This window comes from Spirosoma harenae, from assembly GCF_054776975.1.
On the sequence record NZ_BAAHBD010000039.1, the window covers coordinates 40,381 to 60,875 of the forward strand.

Sequence of the window (20,495 nt, forward strand, 5' to 3'; positions counted from 1 at the left end):
ATATCTATAAATACATTTTAATTAGAATAATATTCTGTATAGTAATTTTTCTATATTTAGTTATAAATACCTATATGTTAATTAATTTTCCTCTAAAATGGTTGACAAAAAAATGTATATACTCATGTCAGCGATTTTGAAGAAATTCCAGATTCTGATAAAGGAATACAGCGTTTTCTATACGTTGCCTACGAAAAACGCCAGACCGTATGGCCTGGCGTTCGTGCATAACAATTGGTAAAAATCTATATAACTTCGGCATTTGGATGGCTAAATGCTTTTTCGATATCGTCGGCCATTGAGCGGGTATACTGATAACCTATTCGGAATAAGTCCCGCGACTTGCTAATATCAGTCGTGGTATATTGGGCCAGTTGGGGAGCTTCAATCAGCACATTACATCGAGCAAACCGATCTTTGGTTTTGCTCTGTACGGCCAACACCAGACTTCGCTCGATAACCCCTCGCATAGATTGGATGGGCTTTCGTGGCCCTAATACGTTACAATGTGAGCCAATCAGGAAATCCACCTTGTGTTCAATCACATCGACCGGCAGATTATTCAATACTCCGCCATCCACAAATTGCCGCTTATTGATGAGCATGGGTTCGAAAATACCGGGCAAACAACAGGACGCTAACACGGGCCGAATAAGTTCGCCCTGATCAAAAACAACCTGCTCGCCAGCATTGAGGTCTACGGCAACAACATGCAACGGAATCTGTAATTCCTCAAACGTGTCGTGGGGAATGTACTTTTTATAAATATCTACGATTGTGTCGAGCCGTAACAGGCCCATGCGATTCCAGGCCGGTCGTATATGCCGCACAAAGGCTGACGATTCGATGATTTTCAGACTTTCGTCGGGCGAATATCCCTGTGCAATCAAAGCTCCGGTGATTGCGCCAGCGCTGGTGCCCGCTATCTGATCGAAACGAATACCCATTTCCTGCAAGGCTTTGATCACACCCAAATGGGCTATGCCGCGCGCTCCGCCCCCCGATAATACCAAACCAATTTTCATATCACCTACGTTATTGATTTGATAACGTCCCGTCTAGTTTGTTGGTTTATGAATTGGAGACATTATACGCACTAGAGCAGCTCTGTTAGCTTCCCTGTCTCCTTCAGTCGAACTCCCCTTTCCGTCATGTCAACGGTGGCCGCTTCTGTTACTGGATCGTGTTCAAAGAGCAATATCCAGTTTTCGTCAGCCGCTTTTTGTAAGACCGTTGTTTTCTCCTCCATTGTTAACAGGGGCCGCATATCGTAACTCATAATATAAGGCAATGGAATGTGCCCCGACGACGGAATCAAATCGGCCATGTAAGCAACGGTTCGACCATTGATAGTAAAAACAGGCAGCGTCATTTTTTCCGTATGACCATCTACATACAATAAGTCAATATCAGCAAACGGAAACGGTTTTTCCGTCAGAAACGACAATTGGCCACTTTCCTGCAAAGGCAAAATATTTTCGCGCAGAAACGACGCTTTCTCACGTGGATTCGGATGAATGGCCCATTCCCAATGGGCGGGGTGGACCCAGTATGTAGCATTCGAAAAAACGGGCGCCAGCGTTTCGTCAGTCCGTTTTACGGCGCCACCTACGTGATCAAAATGGAGGTGCGTGAGCAATACATCGGTTATATCGTTCTCGGAATAACCAGCTTTTCGAATCGAGCTTAGTAATGTCGCATCGCCGTGAAGATCGTAGTGGCCGAAAAATTTAGCATCCTGCTTATTGCCAATCCCTGTATCGACTAAAAGCAGCCGATTTCCGGATTCATAGAGCAAGCAACGCATCGCCCAGGTACACCGATTTTGTTCGTCGGCAGGATTCAGTCGTTGCCAGAGCGGTTTAGGTACAACGCCAAACATGGCACCGCCATCAAGTTTGAAAAATCCTGTATCAATCGTTTGAAGAGACATAGCCGAGTTTTTCGGCAAGTTAGGATTTTATAAGTAGTGCTAACATCTCACCCCAACTTACAACGATGAATCCTCGCCAACTTCAGTAATCTGATACGCTACGGCATGAGCGCCTGGCTTAGCCTCCAGATGAATCCACTCGGCGTAATAGCGGGTAAAACTAGCTCCGTAATAGAAAATCAGGGAAGCGTAAAAAACAAACAAAAGGACCAGTATGATACCACCTGAGGTACCATACAAGGTTCGAACGGGACTTTGAATCAATAGTTGGTCCAGTACTTGTTCACCAAGTTCAATCAATACGCTCGTGACCAGTGCACCAATCCAAACCGCCGACCAGTGAATCCGGATATCGGGCAAGTATTTAAAGACAATAGCAATCCACACAGTTAATGTCCCTATTGAAAATAGATGACTTCCCGGAGTACGTAGCCAGTCATACATAAGTGATTCGGGTAGCACCTGTTCATTGACACGGACTAATGCGTGGTGAATAGCTAAGGAAGTCAGAATTAAAATACCGGAAAAAAGAATGATGCTGAGGGCGATAACTCGATCGAGTAAACCGTACCACTTGTTTCGATTGGCCGCGTGTTTTACGCTCCAAAGCTGGTTAAGCGAATTTTTTATGATCGCAAATAAGGTAGTCGAAGCCAGGAACAGAATAAAGACGCTTAAAACCGTCGTTAACACGCTATCGGGTACCTGCTGAAGATTATGAGAAATATCCCGCAGCTCGCGGGCGCTCTGGTCGCCAAACAGATCGGCCAGTTTACGAAAAAGTTGCCAACTGACCCGCCGGTTACTCCCGTTTAGAAGCCCCCCAAATAATTGACTCAGAATAATTAAGATCGGTGGAATGGCAAAAAAAGAAAAGAACGCCGTTGCCGCAGCCATCCGGATGGGATCGTTTGCTTTCAGGTTATCGAATGCCTGAACCACTACTCGCAGAATGGGCGCCACTTTTCTCATAATGAAATGAGTAGTAAATAGATACATCCTGCTAACGGTCTGTTAAGCAACATAGTTTAGAGTTGCCTATAAAGCCTTGTTACAGGGTAAAGTGACTCTATTCGGTTGCTGGCAGGAAACCGAACGAACGCTTCTGATAACGTGGTAGTTGGATTTTCTCCCGTAAATTCAGGAATGACTGATAAGGGCCAATAGCCGCCGTCGCGTTGATCAACCAGGCAGGCAGTGTTCCGCCTGGATCAACCTGAAATGTATAGTCGATTTGCATTTTATTTCCGGCTACTGCGTGCACCTGCCAGACAGCCTGCCAAAAGGCTACCCGGACTAATCCTTCCTTCGGCGGCACCATATCCGTAACCGAATTCGTGTTGATTTGCAATACTTTAGAGGCCGGATCGTACGCAAATCGAAGGCGAAGAACTAAATCTCGATTCGTAGCTGGCCAGGGCATTTCACTCTCCGAATAATAGTAAAAATCTGTTTCGCTCACCCGACGGAGCAACTGGGCCGATTTATTTTTATAAACTACCTTACTGTATTGATCAACATCCGACAAAAACGCAACCAGTTGATTTATAGAGCCTGGTATTTCGCAATCCACCTTAATTTCCTTTAGCCGACTACCATCCAGATGCCGGGAATATACCCGAATCCCATTTTTATCTTTTTCCAGATGCCAGTCATTCTTCGCTTGACCCAAGGCATTCATACTCAGCAAAAAGACGGCTATAAACCATACGATGTAGACTTTGGATTTATCGAATACAGTTGTTCTATAAAAAATACGAGTCATTAACTAAGCTTATTATTTTGGCTGAAAAGAGTATCCTACAAAGGCAAAGAAACACCAAAGTTCGGCTTTGTGGCTATTCCCCAATAATTATTCGACCCAAAATGAGTGTAGATGGTTTCGAATGTTTTCAAGCTCTCACTCAAAAATTCACCCGATAATAGAACACAGGTAAAAAGCCGAGCTGATATTCCTGCTTGATAAATGTGCTATCGGACTGGGGAGCGTAGCTGAGTGTCAATTGGTTTTTGATACCCAATACATTGACCAAATCGACGGCGATGGTATGTGTTAGGTGTGTTCGATTGATTTTATAATCGATTTTCACATCGAACCGTCGATACGGAGCAAACTGGATTGTATTCCGCGAAGTGCTGGCAAACACAATTTCCTGATTCCGACGAGACGCTTCTTCATCAACAGGTCCATACCAGCGCCCGCCCGTTGCTGTGAATTTCGCTCCCAGACTCAGGCTCGATCGACGAAACGGTATCTCTTTGGCAAATAAGGCATTGAAGGCGTATTTTCCGTTGAAATCCGTATTTCGCCAGACATCGTCCGACCCTTTGTATTTGGCATCGAACAGCGAGGTCGTTATCAGAAAATAGTAGTTGTCACTGAAGAATTTTTCAAGCGTTAGCTCAACGCCATAATTACGCCCTACCCCCGTATTCATTAACGGCCCCGGAAAAATTCGCGTAAAAGCAGCCCCCGTGTTCAGCATCGAAAACGACGTCTTTCCCCGCTCGACCGGCACATTGAACAATTGCTGGTAATACGTTTCGAGTAACAACCGCATATTTTGCCCCAACAGTCGATTGTAGCTAGCCACATAATGCCAGCTTTTCGTTAGCCCAACGTTGAGATTCTCCTTTACTAACGGACTTGGGTACATCGACGAAGCCAGGTTGGGCGTTGCATAGAAATACGTGTATGTTGGCTGCATCTGGCTATGTAGCCCCGCAGCAACACTGATTTTTTGCTGGTTCGGCAACTCGTAACTAAGTCCAAGCCGGGGCTCGATCGGCGAAACGCTGTTTTTGTTTAGCGTCAGAATTAGTGCGTTCAATCCTGCTGTCAAGGTCAGGTTTGTCGTCAGACGAGTACGATAGCTGGCGTAGGGTTGTAGTAAGGCAAATACCTCATTGGCGTTCCAGCGACGTTGCCAGCGGGTAAATCGTGTTGAGTTTGGCGGATCGAACGTTCGTACACTATCGAAAGCGGTAAAGTGGATAACATCTGTATTCAGACCAATTTTTAGTGTACTACGTGGCCCGATTTTGTGGTTTATAAATGAAGAAAATGTGTAGCGAATTTCCTGAAATCGATAATCCAGAATCGGTCGGAGCGAATCGACAACAAATTTACCGTTTTGCACCAGCGGATTTCCAGCACCGTCTTTTCGGAGAAACAGGTAATCGTGGTTGGCATCCTGAACATTACCCGAAACCGCCAATGTCGATTTCCAGAAGGTTTGTTTGCTGATCGGTCGCGTATAGGTCAAACCTGCAACGCCCATACGCGACGTGTAATATTGATCACGATCATTCTGGCCGAAAATATTCCGATCGTCGGCTTTTTGCTGGCTGATTAAAATATCGACTGTACTGGTACCGCCTAACGCCCAAAGCGCAATCGATCCTCCATTTTTAGTCGGGAAATTCAGTCGAAAAAAACCGTCCTGATACGATGGAACCGCCTGCGTACCAATGTCTAATCCGATCTTGTTAAACAAACCCAGATTGGCGTAACGATACGATACCATATAGGAAGCTCCGGTTTTACGCGAAAGTGGCCCTTCAACCATCGCTTCGGTCCCGAGAAAACCAAATTGAATGGTCTTTTCATGCTTCTCATTATTTCCATTTCGCAATTTCAGGTCGAAAACGCCCGCGACCGTATTGCCAAACTCGGCAGGAAAAGCACCCGTAAAAAAGTCAGAATTCGCCAGATAGCGATTGTTGATGATACTCACCGGTCCGCCCGATGTACCGGCAATGGCAAAATGATTTGGATTCGGAATACTCACTCCTTCCAGTCGCCAGAGCACGCCCTGTGGGGAATTTCCCCGAATCACAATATCATTTCGGGAATCATCAGCGCCCTGTACTCCGGCAAAGTTCGACGCCATTCGAGCCGGTTCTCCGCGACTCCCAGCGTAACGATCCGCTTCATCGACCGAAAATTGCCGCGCCGATACAACAGCCATATCGTTACGCGCTTCGCCGGTACGCTGCGCCTTTACGGTTACCGTCGCCAATTGCTGAATATTTTCCTCCAGTTCAATATCCAGAATGGTTTCGCGCCCGGCATCAACAATAATGTTATTCAGTAATGCTTCTTTGTACCCTACCAACGTAACTCGAACCGTCCGCCGACCAACCGGAACAGCCGGAATTCGGTATATCCCTGCGGTATCAGTTAAACCTCCCAGCGATGCATCAACCACCTGAATAGTAGCCCCAAACAGCGGATATTTTGATTCTTTATCAACGACTCGCCCGCGAAGTGTTTGGGTAAGTTGGGCATGGCAATGTAAGGATAAGAGGAAACCAAGAAGAGGAAAAAGTGAGCGCATAGCGTTAAATCAACTGTTTACCGATCATTAAAACTACCTAATTAACCGGATTTCCTCTAAACTTAAACCCAAGTTGCAGCCCAATATTTGCATGCGTCAGCGATAGGTCAGTGCCTTTAAATCGAACAAGATACGATCCTACATTGCCGTACATTTCATATTGCTGCGTATCTACAGATGGTCCTACACGGACATCAAATTTAAGGGCCAGTAACAAACTCCGACGATTGACACACCGAAACTGACTGCTCAAATGCAAGGCAGGAACCATCTGACTCTGATGCGTTGGCTGCCTGATGCCCGACAATTCATAATCCTCAAATACCATACATGCAGGGCCCACACTGTTTACAAAGCGTCCGTTTTGTGAATACCAGGCCCACCGAAACGAAGCATACCAAATCTTACTTTTCAACGATAGCAACGCCCCACCGCCCGTTCGACCTGTAATTTCAGCTCCTTGAGGAACGCCTATTCCAACGAAAAAACCATGATTCGCATTTCTTCGAAAACCGAATTCTAAATCGAATGCGGTAGAACGTCGAAATTCGGGATAATTGGTTGGGCCATCACAAAAGATGAACCATGTGCAGCCGGCGGGTATCGATGCGCCCCAGCCTTTTTGCTCCATTTGGGTCTTAATGGCTGGAGTAGGCCCTCCAATTGGCCAGTTTGGTAGTGTAATTGCAATAGAAACTTTCCAGTCGAGAGGTTGTGTTCCCATCTGAGCAATTGGTTCGGGTAGTATGTTTTCCTGAGCAGCTACCGACAGTGGCAAACAGAGAAGTAATAGCGTTTTCATGGCTAAACTGTTAATTATTGGTAGCAATTGTTGTGTTCCATTGCAGGGTCTTATCCGGCTTCGTTTTGATTGATTGCTTTACCGGTTATAGTTGATTGAAGTTTTCTCAGTCCTCTTCAGCGGCTATAAATCGTACGTACATACTGGCTTACTTAATTACAAACTAATTCCCCCTTTGAAGAGATTGTCCATCGTTATTTTATACGTCACGATTGATATCGCAGCTGCTATAACCACGATTCGAACAAAATCCCCGCGTTTTTCAACTGCATAGAGCGCATTAGGAGCCCCTTTTTCCAACGGTCCGTAGGTTTTGGCTAAAGCGTTAGATCTCAGTACCTGAATCTGACCGACCCAAAATTGATTGCTGACACATTGAGTGTTTACCAGCGACTTATTCAGTGAATAGGCTAGCTGATGTTCTAGTTTAAATGGAGAGCTGGCCTGGGTATATTCGAACTGTTTTTCTTTGGTTTTCTTATGCTCAATAGCCTGTTGAATGGGAATATCAGCGATGGCTACGAACGTCTGAGGTTGGATTTCACTAAACGGGTTTCCATACGCTGTGTATCGATAAGGTTCTACGAACGTACCTTTATATACGTATTGAGTTTTATCAACGGATAACTTTGTAGGAGAAGGTAATTGGCTATATACTTTTTTCGCTCCATTACTGATCACAGAACTTTTGACCAGTCAATGTACAAGGGCTGATCGGTTTTGTTGAACACCAGAAAACGCATTCGCCCGCCTTCCTCCCAGAAGTTATACACTAGTTTCAGGTGCTCATTTTCAAAGACAAAGTCCTTGTCCACCAGATTGACCTGCTCCGATTCCAGCGTAGATACATGATAGAACGAATTCGTACAACTTGTCAACAACATAAGTGACAAGAGGGATAGCGGTATTTTCATGGCTACTAGTGTATAGAGTTATTGACTCATAGCTTCAGCTTAAAAGGTGTGGATAAAAGCGAAATTGGACGACTGAGTATCAATTGTTTTTGCGGTGCGGAAGTAGTTCAAAATTGTCTGGAGAATACCCAAAAAACCATCAGCAGTTGCGCAATGGAGGCAATGAGTTCAGCAACGGAAGATTTTTCTGGATTATTGGTCACGAAAAAATCCGGATATGACTGGGTCTGGCTATACGTAAAGGCTGATTTACCTATTAGGTTATTCTTCGCCCACTAATCGTTTCATCAGCTCGGGCTTCGAACGACGCGAAACGTCGATGGTATGTCCATTGTCCAGAACAACCTGACCACCTTCGCCACGCAGGTATTTTACAACATGGTTCAGGTTCACAATATGCGATTTATGGGTTCGAAAAAAGGGCTCTCCTTCTGCACACAGATGTTCGAACTCCACCAATCCACGTGAAGCCAACACGGTTTTCTGATTCGACAGATGAATATTGGTGTAGCTTCCGGCCGCTTCGAGCCGGGTAATATCGCTTACGGGAAACAGCAACATTCCATCGAGAGTAGGAATAGCAATCTTCCGAATCCGTTCCCGATCTTCTTTCATACTCAGCAGCAAGGTACGCATATCGTCGGGCAATGGTTCTTTTCGGTGCTCCTGTTGGAGTTTTGCCTCCAGTAGCTCATTATTCCGAGCTAATAGTTCTTCATTTTCACCCGCGCGCTTCAGAGCCAGTTGCTGGGCTGCCTGGTATTCAGCCTGATACGTTTGTAGCCGGTCAGCCAATGCCAGTGTCAGTAAAACGGCTTCGAAGGCAGCCCCAAACTGGTAGCCATACACAATCCAAAGATGCGTAAACGAAACAATATCAAGCAGCCCCAACACACTCGTCATAGCCCCGGCAATGTAAAAACTCCACGCCAGCAAATAATATCGCGCCGGCCGATATCCTTGTCGATACGTCCGAATTCCTAGTGTCATCAGCGACACAAACCCTAGCAGAGTGAATCCATAAAATACCCGCTCCAAACCCGGCACATCGAGCAAACGCAGAAGCGTAGTCAGACCGACGAGACTTAGCAGACCAATAAAATACCGATAGAATCCGGGTAGAAATTCACGGGTTCTCAGGAAATTCATCGAAAACCAGATGGCAGCCGCAAATGTCAGAGCCGAAATGAGCAGGTATAACCGTCCATTGTTAAGCGAGGGAATAGATCGCCAGAGCAGATCATAAAGCAAACCTTCGAACGACATGAACGTCATACAGGAAAGCGTTACATAGACGGCGTAGAGCAGATATACCCGATCACGAACGAGACCGTACACAAACAAATTGACAATAACCATCACCAGCATCAATCCCATAACGGCCCCATTGAACAGTGATTCTTTTTGAAGATGACTAACAATAGGTCGGACGGGTGCCAGCAGTACAGAGAAATGAAGAATATTATCGTCGCGAAGGGCAAGGAACACGGTGCAGGGACGCTGACCAAGGGGCAGTAGAACTGTGTTGGTCAAAAAATATCGGTTTTCGAACGGACGTAGTACACCCGACTGTTGTTTAGTTATGGCTCCGGTTTCGCTGATGACGTATTGATCAACATAGTCAGCATCCTGCGTCATAAAGAGCAGAAAAAGCGGCTCCAGAAGCGTATTATTGATGTGAAATTTTAACCAGATTCGCGAGTTTGTATGACCAAAATTAAGTTTTTGCTGCTGGCTGAGCCGGAAGGCCGAATCGGGCAAGGCAGCTACCTGATCAACTGTAAGCTGAAGTGTAGGATCGTCTAGAATGAGTGCTTTAGGCCCTAGCTCAACAAGCTGATCGGCAAAGGGATAGGCTACCGGCTGGGCCACAGCAAACCCACAACTGATCATCAGTAGAGATAATACCCACCTGCACCTCATTCTACATTGGATAAAGGTAATTGCCTGATTGTGAAATTATAACAAATTTTTCATGTTCAAACTTTTCTGTACGTGTAAGCGTATATTTCCTACCATAACCTTTTCGTGCTAATGAAGCGTATTGTTCACAAGCATCCGCTGGCCATTCGGTGGTTTCACTGGATCAACTTCCCGGTTCTGTTCGTTATGATCTGGAGTGGCCTGCTAATTTATTGGGCCTACGATCCATACAAAATTCAGATTGGCGACTATACTCTCGTATCATTCTTTCCTGACGGATTTTACAAAGCACTCGGCGTACCTCGCCGATTGGCCGAGGGAATGGCCTGGCATTTTGTCTTCCAATGGCTCTTCATCCTGAATGGTATTCTATACGTTGGTTATACGTTCGTTTCGGGTGAATGGCGGCATTTAGTCCCAAACCGACACTCGTTTCGGGAAGCTATTCAGGTAACCTTATACGATCTGAAACTCCGTAAAACCCAACCGCCGTTTATCAAATACAACGGTGCTCAGAAAATTGCCTATTTCTCAATAATGCTCATGGGTATCGGCTCAGTGTTAACTGGGTATGCTATTTATAAACCTACTCAGTTTTATTGGTTAACGGCATTGGTAGGTGGCTACAAAACAGCTCGATTAATACATTTTATTCTGACGTTAGGCTACGTAGCCTTCTTCGTGATTCACATCGCACAGGTTATTCGGGCAGGTTGGCAAAATTTTCAGTCGATGGTAACAGGCTTCGAGATTGTCAAACCAAATGACCCCGACCGCCCTGTTCTGAATAAACCAGTGAGCGACCATCCAATTCAACCCGATGAGCCAACGGATGAACCTGTAAAACCCACTGAACCCGTTATTAAACCCGCTTTATCATGAGTCAGTCAAAAACAAGCCCAACGCCCGAACCCAATCTACCAGAAGATGACATTCCCGAATCCGTTGCCCGTCGACGAATGATCAAATCGTTTGGCTGGTTTGCGCTGGCTTCGGCTGTGCCAGTTGGTGTATATGAATGGGTTAAAAACAGTGTCGGCGCACAGGGCATAAAGCGACCGCTACGGAACGTACTAAATGTCAATGAATCAATTGCCCGAGCGTATTTCAGCAATACACACTTAGTACCTACTTATCCTGTTTCAGAAGCCATAAAAAATGCACGGGTCAATGGCTTTGATGGCCTCAAAACACCCATTCCTGAAGACTGGAAGCTCCAGATCGACCAAAGCGATAAACGCAATCCGGACGGCCCCCTTGATTCGGCGTTGTTGCTCACAATTGATGATATAAAAGCCTTACCCAAACACGAGATGGTATATGAGTTTAAGTGTGTAGAAGGCTGGAGTCAAATTCAGCATTGGGGTGGAGCACGCTTGTCGGATTTTCTTGAAAAATACAAACTAGGCACTCGTAGCGGTGACGCCCCTAATCCTGAGAATCCCGGCGATCTATTCAAGTACATTGGGATGGAAACACCCGACAAAGGCTATTATGTAGGCATTGATATAGAGAGTGCTATGCATCCCCAAACCTTACTAGCTTATGAGTTGAACGGCGAACCTATTTCATCGGCACATGGCGCTCCTCTTCGGTTGATTATTCCAGTGAAATACGGAGTCAAAAATTTGAAGCGAATTGGCCGAATGTTTTTTTCCGACGAGCGCCCGCGCGATTTCTGGGCCGAACGAGGATATGATTATTATGTTGGCCTTTAGCGTTAACAGACTGAATCTAAAATTTTTATGAACCGTCTAATCCTTTTCTTCACGGCCTTAGGACTAGTGACAACCCTATCGTCTACCAAACCAGTAAAACCTGTTCCTCAACCTGTTGTCGTGCTGGAGTTATTTACCTCGCAGGGCTGCTCCAGTTGTCCGGCTGCCGATCAGGCTTTGCAGGACATTACAAAACAGGCTTCTCAAGCTGGAAAGGCCGTTTATGGGCTCTCGTTTCATGTCGATTATTGGGATCGACTGGGCTGGAAAGATCCGTTCAGCGCGAAAGAAAACACGGTCCGTCAACGACAATATGATCGAACGTTGAAAACCCAAACCTATACCCCACAACTCGTTGTCAACGGTCGGCAGGACATCGTTGGCGGTCAGCGCGGACGCATCGAGCAAGCCATTCAGACGATTCAAAAACAACCAGCTTCTGAGTTTATTGGCGTCGATGGCAGCCTGACTCGGCAGGCTAATCAGGTTATTGTTCAGTATACATTATCAACTACCGGCCCGTTTCGCGTCAATGTAGCGTTGGTGCAAAAGGAAGCCCGCACCGCTGTCAAAAATGGTGAAAATGGTGGCCGGTCGCTTGTCAATACAAACATCGTCCGGCAGTTTAAAACGATCGACAAATCGGATGCAACGGGTAGCACAACGCTTTCTATACCAACTGATTTATCTGTAAATCAGACGAATGTACTGGTATATGTTCAGCGTACGGATAACGGACAAATCATTGGCGCGAAGATGCTTTAATCGACTGGTTATCAAACGTTTTATTTCCCGTCAATTATATGCTTAATCCCGTCGCCTATCGCTTTTACCCGCTGATAAGATGCGTCTGAATTATCGCCTTTATCCAGTTTTATCCGCACCTCTCCCGGATATTCTTCCAGTTCAAAGCTCGTGTGATCGTCCAGCGTAGTAGAGATGTCGACATGATCGCCTTCAACCTTGTTACTGGGAGCCATTTTGTCGTTGATAAAATCCTGAATACGCTGACTTTTTTTCTTATCGTATTTGGCGTAAAATTCATAGATATCATCGGAGTCAGTAACGGCAATTTTCACATTACCATCCGAACAGGCTAACGTAGAGCCAAGTAGCAGTAGTCCAATCAATAGTTGTTTCATAGCATAAATGTTTTACAAGGAACTATGCAATATACAGTAGTGAAACAAAATTTATCCGGTCAAACTACATGAGTGGCGGTTTGACCGGATAAGTGTATTGATGCTTACAAACTTACCTGCTGCTGACCCGATTTCAACGGCAACGATTTGCCTTTCCAACGTAGCGTACCCGCTAGATTAGCTGGCAGGGTTACAGTACCCGTTAGTCCGCCCGATGGCGTTTTCTGAAACTGCACAGCAATCTCACCTAAGGGATGGGGCATTTTACCTTCGACACTAGTCAAATCGCCTAAAAACGGTTCGATACGTACGGCTTTAAAACCCGGTTCGCCCGGACGAATTCCGCAGGTAATTGATAAAAGTTCGTACAAAGGCGATGCACTCCAGGCATGGCAATCTGAGCGGGTTGGTTCTGGGTTTTCGGCAAAGGTGGTTAGGCCAATAGCCAGCATATCGCGCCAGGGTTTTAGCTGTGCAATGAATTGATCACCTAGTCCTGTTTTTTTAAGGGCTTCGAACAGATAGAATTTGAAATAAAATGTAGCCTGCGTCAACGAGGTATCGGTCATTGTTTTCTGCAACAAAGCCGCCTGTTGCTCAATCGGTACAGCATTGGTCAATACGGCCAAAATATTGGCGTGCTGACTGTAGCTATTCTTTCCTGGCTGACCAGCCGGTATAAGTGGTGCATCGGCGAAGGACCCTTTCGCAGCATCCCAGCATTGTGCATAGACCGTTTTATTCAATTTACGAGCCAGTTCACGGTAATACTCAGCGCGTTCATTCTGTCCATAATGTGCCAGCAAATCAGCCGCCCGAGTGTATGTATAGGCCTGCTGCAGCGATAGAATACTCGACCCTCCTTTCCGAGCCCCAGACGGAACTCCTCCAGAGATTTCGTCTTTCGCATTTTGCCACTTCGACCAATCCACAAAATTCCACCATTCCAGCGGCCCGTTCAGACCCGTTTTAGCGATACGTTGCTCATGCCAGTTCAATACGCTCAAAATGCCTGGCAACATCGACTTTACGAATTCATCATCCTGACGATGCATCCAATAATCGTGAATCATACACACCCAGAACAGCGAAAACGTTGGAATCACCTGAAAATCAGCCGACGGATAGCGGCTTTGTGTCAGGCCATCATTGAATCGACTATGGTCGTAATCCATAATCGCCTTTCGCATCAGCCGATCATCGCCCGATACATAAAGCGAAATCATCGACTGAATACGCGTATCGCCAGTATACTGCAATTGTTCGTAGTATGGGCAATCGAAATAGGTTTCACCCGCACACAATCGGGCCGTTCGCCAACCAACGTTCCATAGGTTTTTCAAGGTTGTATCGCTGGCGATAAACTTCGCTTTTTCCTGAAATGGATAGCCCGTAAACTGTCCATATAGATCATCTAAAACCAACGCGTCCTCTTTCGTCTCGACGGTTAGTTGCAGGTAGCGATAGGTACGAAACCAGAGTGGTCGGAATAATCGCTTATCACTTCCATCAGCCACAAATTGATCGTCAAATCCGCGCATTGTGCGATTCTCTACATCATTCCGATTTCCTTTTTTACCTTGTGCATCAATCAACGCTTCGGCATACGACATCGTAACAACAGCTCCTTTGCCCTTACTGACAATCAGTTCAGGATATGCGTTGGTCAGATGGCTCTGATCGAGCATGAAGACCGCTTTGGTGTTGGCCGGAATCGTAACCGGAGACTTGCCTTGCAGGAACGCTGCATCCATTTTAGCGTTTTCACTTCGTCGAACGCTGGCCAGTCGAACCAAACCTTCTTCCATCATCGGAATCGTACGCGGTACTAAGCCCCAATTTCCATCAGTGCCTAGGCTACGTGGCTTTGTTGGAAAACCGAATGTTTTGGCCGCTACCCAAGCCTTATCATCGAAGTTAGGCTGTTCCCATCCCCAAGGGTATTTTGCCGCATCGACCCGGTCGCCGTCGCCAGCCACGATATACGTACGAAGCTTTGGAATGTCGTTTTTGATGGGTGTATAGGCCAGATTATGAAGCACTTTCCAGCTCGCATCCGTATTGGCCATCTTTTCAGCATCGGTATCGCCCTGTACCAGAAACCCAACCTGATAACTCATCTGTGCGAATGGAGCCCCATCGCCCATATACCATACCTGTGCAGCCAGTACATTCCGACCCGCCTGTAGAAACGGAGCCAGATCAATGGTTTCATAATTCCAGTTTTGCAGATCACTACGAGCAGGCCCTAACGCGACCGATTTCCCATTGACGAACAGTCGATAGCGATTATCGGCCGATACATGCACGATAAAGCGAGCGGGTTTCTGCCCCAGATCGATAGCTTTGCGGAAGTGAAAAATACCGTACTGCCGAACCGGCGCCGTAGGATGAACAATCCAGCGGGCAGGCCAATATTGTAAAGTCCAATCGGGTTTGGTAGCTGGCGTTTGCGCGAAGCTTGTTATGGAAACAAGAACGAGTAGAATAAGAAAACGAACACGCATAGAAAAAGGGGTAGAAACAGCGCAAAATAACGACATCTTAAGCCTTTTTCTATACTACTCTCTCCTAGTCGGTATGGGATATGTCGAATCCAATTGGCTTACGATTTTTAAACTCAGGTTCCAGTAGTTCTTTTATGAGGTTATAAATCTGTGCGATGTGCTGATTCGCGCTTGCTTGTTCCGTTTCGAGGCCTTCAATCTTTTGCAGCAATTCAGCATAATTAACGACCCACTGCGCATCTTTACAAAGACCCGCATAATCTGGATATTTACCTCTATTGCTCGTTTACTGGTAGCACAGATGAAAGCATAGCAACGCCTTGCTCAGTAAAGACAAAGGGAGCGTATTTGGCATGTTGGCCTCGCTTTGAAGCCTTAGTCGACGGCTCTAAATTGCTATTAGGATCGTTTAAGATCACAAATTGTGACCTTAAAGATTGCCACTCTTCGCTGGATAGTTCAAACATAAAATCGATAGGAAATCGCTCAATATTACGCCGTACAGCTTGTTTTAAAACACGGACCTCTACACCATACAGTTCAGCAAGATCTACGTCGAGTAAGACTTTCCGTTCACGAATACGGTGGATTTTACGAAAAAGAGTTTCTTCAGGCAATAGGTTGGCAGTGGGTTTATCAGTCATTGAACGCATGTTTGGTGGGCACTAATCGAATATATTTTCTAAAGCAGGTCTTATTCCTCTCAGCAAAAAAGTATACTTTTACCAATAAATAAACTACTAAAAAACAAAGAGCGCATTAAGTCAACAATTGATGCCCATTATTATCTTGGTAAAGTATCCGGTTCCCGTTGTACTTTCGCAACGGATTCCTTAACGCCAGTAACCGCATGTATTTTCTTGGATTCGACCTCGGCAGCTCATCTGTCAAAGCTTGTTTAGTAGATGCCGATAGCGGCAATGTCATTGCTTCTGCGTTTTTTCCTCAACCCGAAATGGTCATCGAGGCCCCTCAACCGGGTTTCGCCGAACAACAACCTGAAATCTGGTGGCAAAATGCCTGTCTGGCTAGCAAAGCTGTGATGAAGCAGGCAGCCATCAAGCCTGAAGAAGTCAAAGCCATTGGTATTTCGTATCAGATGCACGGGCTGGTGGTTGTCGACAAAGATTTCAACGTACTGCGTCCATCCATTATCTGGTGCGATAGCCGGGCGGTCCCATACGGCAATGCAGCCTTTGATTCGCTTGGTCATGAACATACGCTGCACCACCTGCTAAATTCGCCCGGCAACTTTACGGCAGCCAAACTAGCCTGGGTGAAAGCGAATGAACCCGGCGTTTACGCACAGGTAGACAAGTTCATGCTCCCCGGCGATTATCTGGCCGCTCGTATGACTGGCGAGATCGTGACGACGGCCTCAGGACTGTCGGAAGGCGTATTCTGGGATTTTCAGGCGAATCAGCCCGCCCAGTTTCTACTGGATTATTTTGGTTTCAACTCGTCATTGATTGCGAACATAAAACCAACTTTTGCTCCTCAGGGTGAACTGATGGCCGCTGCGGCAGCTGAACTTGGTCTCGCAGCAGGAACACCAGTTACGTATCGTTCGGGCGATCAACCCAATAATGCCTTCTCGCTCAATGTATTGGAGCCAGGGCAGATTGCCACTACGGCTGGTACATCGGGGGTTGTTTATGGCGTAAGCGATCAGGCTAGTTACGATCCAAAATCTCGGGTCAATACATTCTTACATGTTAATCATACGGCCGATAAACCACGTTATGGGGTACTGATGTGTGTAAATGGCACTGGTATTTTAAACAGCTGGCTTCGGAATCAGATTCTACAACGATCCATTGGATATGACGAGATGAATGTATTGGCCCACGAATCCCCTGTTGGCGCAGATGGATTGGTCTGCCTACCGTTCGGAAATGGAGCTGAACGTATTCTCGAAAATGCAGATTTAGGAGCATCGTTTCATGGGCTGCAACTGACGCGTCACGGTTTGCCTCATTTCATTCGGGCCGCGCAGGAAGGAATCGTATTTGCTCTATATTATGGGATTCAGATTATGGAAACCGTTGGTGTTGGCCTGCAAACCATTCGGGCGGGAGAAGCTAATATGTTTCTAAGTCCACTTTTCCGGGATACGCTCGCCAATCTGACGGGCGCATCGATTGAGCTTTACAACACAGATGGTGCCCAGGGAGCTGCTCGCGGTGCCGGAATAGGATTAGGTTATTATAAAACGCCTACCGAAGCCTTTTTCGGCTTGAATGTTGTGCGTACCATCGAACCTGATATGCGTGCACAGGAAGCCTATCGCAATGCTTATGAGCGATGGCTCGCAGCTTTATCAAAATAGCTCGTACACAACTCGTTAGAACAAAATCTGACCACCCGAATTAAACAATAACGTGCCAAACTGTTTGAGAAACTTTGCCCGAACAGTTTGGCTTACTGTAACGTGATGGCCTACCGAGAGTGTGACGGTATCATAAATTGTAGGAACACAACTACAATTCCAGGTACTTGCGCTCGACCAATTTCCATCCTGTACACTGGCAATATTCCCATAAATGGTGATGCTTTTCTGCGCCGAACAACCTAGTGAAGTGCCCGTAACGGAATAAACGCCAGCCTTCGTAATAACGATGGATGAACTCGTGGCACTAGTAGACCAGACGTACGTAGTTGCCCCCGACGCCGTGAGTGTATTCGATTGCCCACCTGTGACGGTCAGGCTGGGAGTCGCCGTAATATTCAGGCTGGCGGCAGGTGTTGGATTAATCGTTAACGTAACACTGGCCGTTGGGCTTGCCATACCATTTGTAGCTGTGACCGTTAGTGTATATACCGTTGGCGTGTTGACCGTGGGAGCGGCAAAGGTTGGTGTAGCGCCCGTAGCTGTTAATCCGGTTGGTTGACTAACCCAGCTATACGAAGATGGGGTAAAATTGGCAGGCGTAGCCGTCAGGCTAAACGTACTTGCCGAGCAGACCGCAGTTGGATTAGAAGAGCTGATGCGTACAATAGGCGGGCCGAGTACTTTTCGAACGCGATTATTATCGGCATCCGTGATGTAAACGTTTCGGTTGATATCTACCGCTACGTGGATAGGATTTGCTATCGTAGCCGCGGATGCAGGGCCCCCATCACCACTAAACCCCGGACTCCCTGTACCTGCCAGCGTAGTAATGATACCCGAAGTCGATACGATACGGATGCGATTATTATCCTGATCGACAATGTACAAATTACCAATTTCATCCAGTGCTATACCACCGGCATTATTTAGGTTAGCCGCTGTAGCAAGTCCTCCATCCCCACCGAATCCCTGCGTACCATTCCCGACAACCGTCGTAATAATACCCGAAGTCGAGACTTTGCGAATTCGATTATTACCCTGATCAGCAAAATACAAATTACCGGCTCCATCAATGGCAATGCTGGATGGGTAAAATATATCCGCAGCCGTTGCCACTCCTCCATCTCCGCTAAATCCAGCCGAACCAGTACCAACCACCGTTGTAATAATGCCACTCGTTGACACTTTTCGGATGCGATTGTTCATGGCATCGGCGATATAGAGATTCCCGGCCCCATCAACCGCTACACTCGCCGGGAGATTCAGACTGGCCGTTGTTGCTAACCCGCCATCGCCACCAAAAGTAGCGTTCCCATCACCAGCAACAGTTGTAATGGTTCCGGAGGTAGACACTTTCCGAATGCGATGGTTACTCTGATCAGCAAGGTAGAGATTCCCGGCACCGTCCAGGGCCAAACCCGCAGGATTGGCTAGATTAGCTGAAGTTGCAGGACCATCATCGCCAAAAAATCCATACGTACCATTGCCAGCCACCGTTGTAATGATGCCTGCCGACACTTTGCGAATTCGATGATTCCGTTGATCAGCAATGTATAGATTATTGCCTCCGTCCACCACCACGCCAAAAGGACTGAATATACTCGCAGACGTAGCAGCCCCCCCATCACCGCCATAACTTTCGGTACCATTTCCGGCGATCGTACTGATCGTTCCCGCCGACACTTTGCGGATACGATAATTGCTTTGATCGGCGATATACAGATTGCCGCCCGCGTCCAGAATCAGCCCAGCAGGTGAATATAAAGTGGCAGCCGTAGCAGCCCCTCCATCACCCGTGAAATTTGGTGTACCATTCCCCGCTACCGTACTGATAATACCACCAGAGACCATACGAATCCGGTGGTTACTTTGATCCGCAATATACAGATTACCAACTCCATCCACCGTTACGCCCCTTGGATTATGTAAACTGGCAGCCGTAGCCACGCCCCCATCGCCACTAAAATCTGCGGTTCCGTTACCAGCGACAGTTGTAATGATTCCGGTTGATATGACTACTTTGCGAATACGGTGATTTTCCAGATCGGCAATGTACAGATTCCCGCTCCCATCCACCGTCACACTAACAGGTTTATTCAGCGTAGCCGTTGTCGACAATCCGCCATCGCCACTAAAACTCGCCGTTCCGCTACCGACTATTGTTGTGATAATTCCTCCAGCAACTTTCCGAATACGATGATTTTCCGAATCGGCGATATACAAGTTTCCACTTCCGTCAACAGCTACACCAGTCGGTTTTTTCAGGCTGGCAGCCGTAGCCGCTCCCCCATCGCCACTAAAACTCGCATTGCCGTCACCTGCCACCGTACTAATAATTCCCGAGGCTGACACTTTACGAACGCGATGGTTTTCTGAATCAGCGATATACAGATTCCCACTCCCATCCAACGCGATGCCTTGCGGGCTGGCCAGATTAGCCGATGTGGCCGCAAATCCATCTCCACTAAACCCATAAACGCCTATACCAGCTACGGTGGTTATTATTCCCGACGTTGATACCTTTCGGATCTTATGATTACTTTGATCAGCAATGTATAGATTTCCGGCCCCATCAATTGCTGTGCCAGCCGGATTATTCAGGTTAGCGCCAGTAGCCAATCTACCATCTCCTTTCAAGGAAGAACCTGCCACCGTCGAGATAGTTTGAGCGATAAGTTTGCTCGACATGAGAACTCCTAAAACCACTAAAATGGCGCATAGGATGCGTATAGGAAGTTTATAGGCAGAGCGAAGTAAAGTCATAGCATTTCTCAGAGAATACACGATCCAGATACGGCTATGTCAATTAGCAGTTATCTGTACAACAAAATACTAATACAGAGGAAGTTATATATTTATATAAGCAAAAATTGAGCCTTTATAT

The 20,495-nt window shown here is 46.5% G+C and carries 17 protein-coding genes; 4 read left to right on the forward strand and 13 right to left on the reverse strand.

Going from position 1 to position 20,495, the window contains the following annotated elements; all coding sequences use genetic code 11:
• Positions 1–245: 245 nt before the first annotated feature.
• The 9 genes from ACYVE4_RS30075 to ACYVE4_RS30115 form a co-directional block, all read right to left on the reverse strand.
• On the reverse strand, positions 246–1,025 hold the full coding sequence (locus ACYVE4_RS30075) for a patatin-like phospholipase family protein (protein WP_461044124.1): 780 nt from the start codon (positions 1,023–1,025) through the stop codon (positions 246–248).
• A gap of 71 nt (positions 1,026–1,096) precedes the next feature.
• The gene (locus ACYVE4_RS30080; protein ID WP_461044125.1) at positions 1,097–1,933 is read right to left on the reverse strand and encodes an MBL fold metallo-hydrolase; all 837 of its coding nucleotides are present in this window, start codon (positions 1,931–1,933) and stop codon (positions 1,097–1,099) included.
• Positions 1,934–1,990: 57 nt separating this feature from the next.
• Positions 1,991–2,905 carry a YihY/virulence factor BrkB family protein gene (locus tag ACYVE4_RS30085; protein ID WP_461044126.1) on the reverse strand — a complete coding sequence of 305 codons (915 nt, stop codon included), beginning with the start codon at positions 2,903–2,905 and terminating at the stop codon, positions 1,991–1,993.
• Positions 2,906–3,002: 97 nt separating this feature from the next.
• Complete coding sequence (locus tag ACYVE4_RS30090; protein WP_461044127.1) at positions 3,003–3,698, reverse strand: START domain-containing protein; 696 nt, start codon at positions 3,696–3,698, stop codon at positions 3,003–3,005.
• A 139-nt stretch (positions 3,699–3,837) separates the two neighbouring features.
• Positions 3,838–6,273: a carboxypeptidase-like regulatory domain-containing protein gene (locus tag ACYVE4_RS30095; RefSeq protein ID WP_461044128.1), complete on the reverse strand. Its 2,436-nt coding sequence runs from the start codon at positions 6,271–6,273 to the stop codon at positions 3,838–3,840.
• Positions 6,274–6,310: 37 nt separating this feature from the next.
• Positions 6,311–7,075, reverse strand: a complete 765-nt coding sequence (locus ACYVE4_RS30100; RefSeq protein ID WP_461044129.1) for a hypothetical protein — start codon at positions 7,073–7,075, stop codon at positions 6,311–6,313.
• Between the two features lie 156 nt (positions 7,076–7,231).
• Entirely contained in the window at positions 7,232–7,756 is a 525-nt protein-coding gene (locus ACYVE4_RS30105; RefSeq protein ID WP_461044130.1) for a hypothetical protein, read from the reverse strand.
• Positions 7,753–7,989, reverse strand: a complete 237-nt coding sequence (locus ACYVE4_RS30110) for a hypothetical protein (protein WP_461044131.1) — start codon at positions 7,987–7,989, stop codon at positions 7,753–7,755. Before ACYVE4_RS30110 ends, ACYVE4_RS30105 begins: the two co-directional genes overlap by 4 nt.
• A gap of 261 nt (positions 7,990–8,250) precedes the next feature.
• Entirely contained in the window at positions 8,251–9,882 is a 1,632-nt protein-coding gene (locus ACYVE4_RS30115; RefSeq protein ID WP_461044132.1) for a 7TM diverse intracellular signaling domain-containing protein, read from the reverse strand.
• 141 nt (positions 9,883–10,023) lie between these two features.
• Here ACYVE4_RS30115 and ACYVE4_RS30120 point away from each other — a divergent pair, with 141 nt between their 5' ends.
• Genes ACYVE4_RS30120 through ACYVE4_RS30130 form a run of 3 tightly spaced genes read left to right on the forward strand, consistent with a single transcriptional unit; the run spans position 10,024 to position 12,395 of the window.
• Positions 10,024–10,794, forward strand: a complete 771-nt coding sequence (locus ACYVE4_RS30120; RefSeq protein WP_461044133.1) for a cytochrome b/b6 domain-containing protein — start codon at positions 10,024–10,026, stop codon at positions 10,792–10,794.
• Entirely contained in the window at positions 10,791–11,630 is an 840-nt protein-coding gene (locus ACYVE4_RS30125; RefSeq protein WP_461044134.1) for a molybdopterin-dependent oxidoreductase, read from the forward strand. The genes ACYVE4_RS30120 and ACYVE4_RS30125 overlap by 4 nt, the downstream gene beginning before the upstream one ends.
• A 27-nt stretch (positions 11,631–11,657) precedes the next feature.
• Entirely contained in the window at positions 11,658–12,395 is a 738-nt protein-coding gene (locus ACYVE4_RS30130; protein WP_461044135.1) for a DUF1223 domain-containing protein, read from the forward strand.
• 20 nt (positions 12,396–12,415) lie between these two features.
• Here the strand turns inward: ACYVE4_RS30130 and ACYVE4_RS30135 are convergent, their stop codons facing one another.
• The 3 genes from ACYVE4_RS30135 to ACYVE4_RS30145 all read right to left on the reverse strand — a co-directional run bounded on the left by ACYVE4_RS30135 (position 12,416) and on the right by ACYVE4_RS30145 (position 15,923).
• Positions 12,416–12,772, reverse strand: a complete 357-nt coding sequence (locus ACYVE4_RS30135; RefSeq protein WP_461044136.1) for a hypothetical protein — start codon at positions 12,770–12,772, stop codon at positions 12,416–12,418.
• Positions 12,773–12,876: 104 nt separating this feature from the next.
• Complete coding sequence (locus ACYVE4_RS30140; protein WP_461044137.1) at positions 12,877–15,279, reverse strand: alpha-L-rhamnosidase-related protein; 2,403 nt, start codon at positions 15,277–15,279, stop codon at positions 12,877–12,879.
• Positions 15,280–15,554: 275 nt separating this feature from the next.
• Positions 15,555–15,923: an ORF6N domain-containing protein gene (locus tag ACYVE4_RS30145; RefSeq protein WP_461044138.1), complete on the reverse strand. Its 369-nt coding sequence runs from the start codon at positions 15,921–15,923 to the stop codon at positions 15,555–15,557.
• A 206-nt stretch (positions 15,924–16,129) separates the two neighbouring features.
• Between ACYVE4_RS30145 and ACYVE4_RS30150 the strand changes: the two genes are divergently transcribed.
• A complete protein-coding gene (locus ACYVE4_RS30150) occupies positions 16,130–17,608 on the forward strand; it encodes a xylulokinase (RefSeq protein WP_461044139.1) in 1,479 nt (492 codons plus the stop codon).
• Positions 17,609–17,623: 15 nt separating this feature from the next.
• Here the strand turns inward: ACYVE4_RS30150 and ACYVE4_RS30155 are convergent, their stop codons facing one another.
• Entirely contained in the window at positions 17,624–20,374 is a 2,751-nt protein-coding gene (locus tag ACYVE4_RS30155; protein ID WP_461044140.1) for an NHL domain-containing protein, read from the reverse strand.
• Between the last annotated feature and the right edge of the window lie 121 nt (positions 20,375–20,495).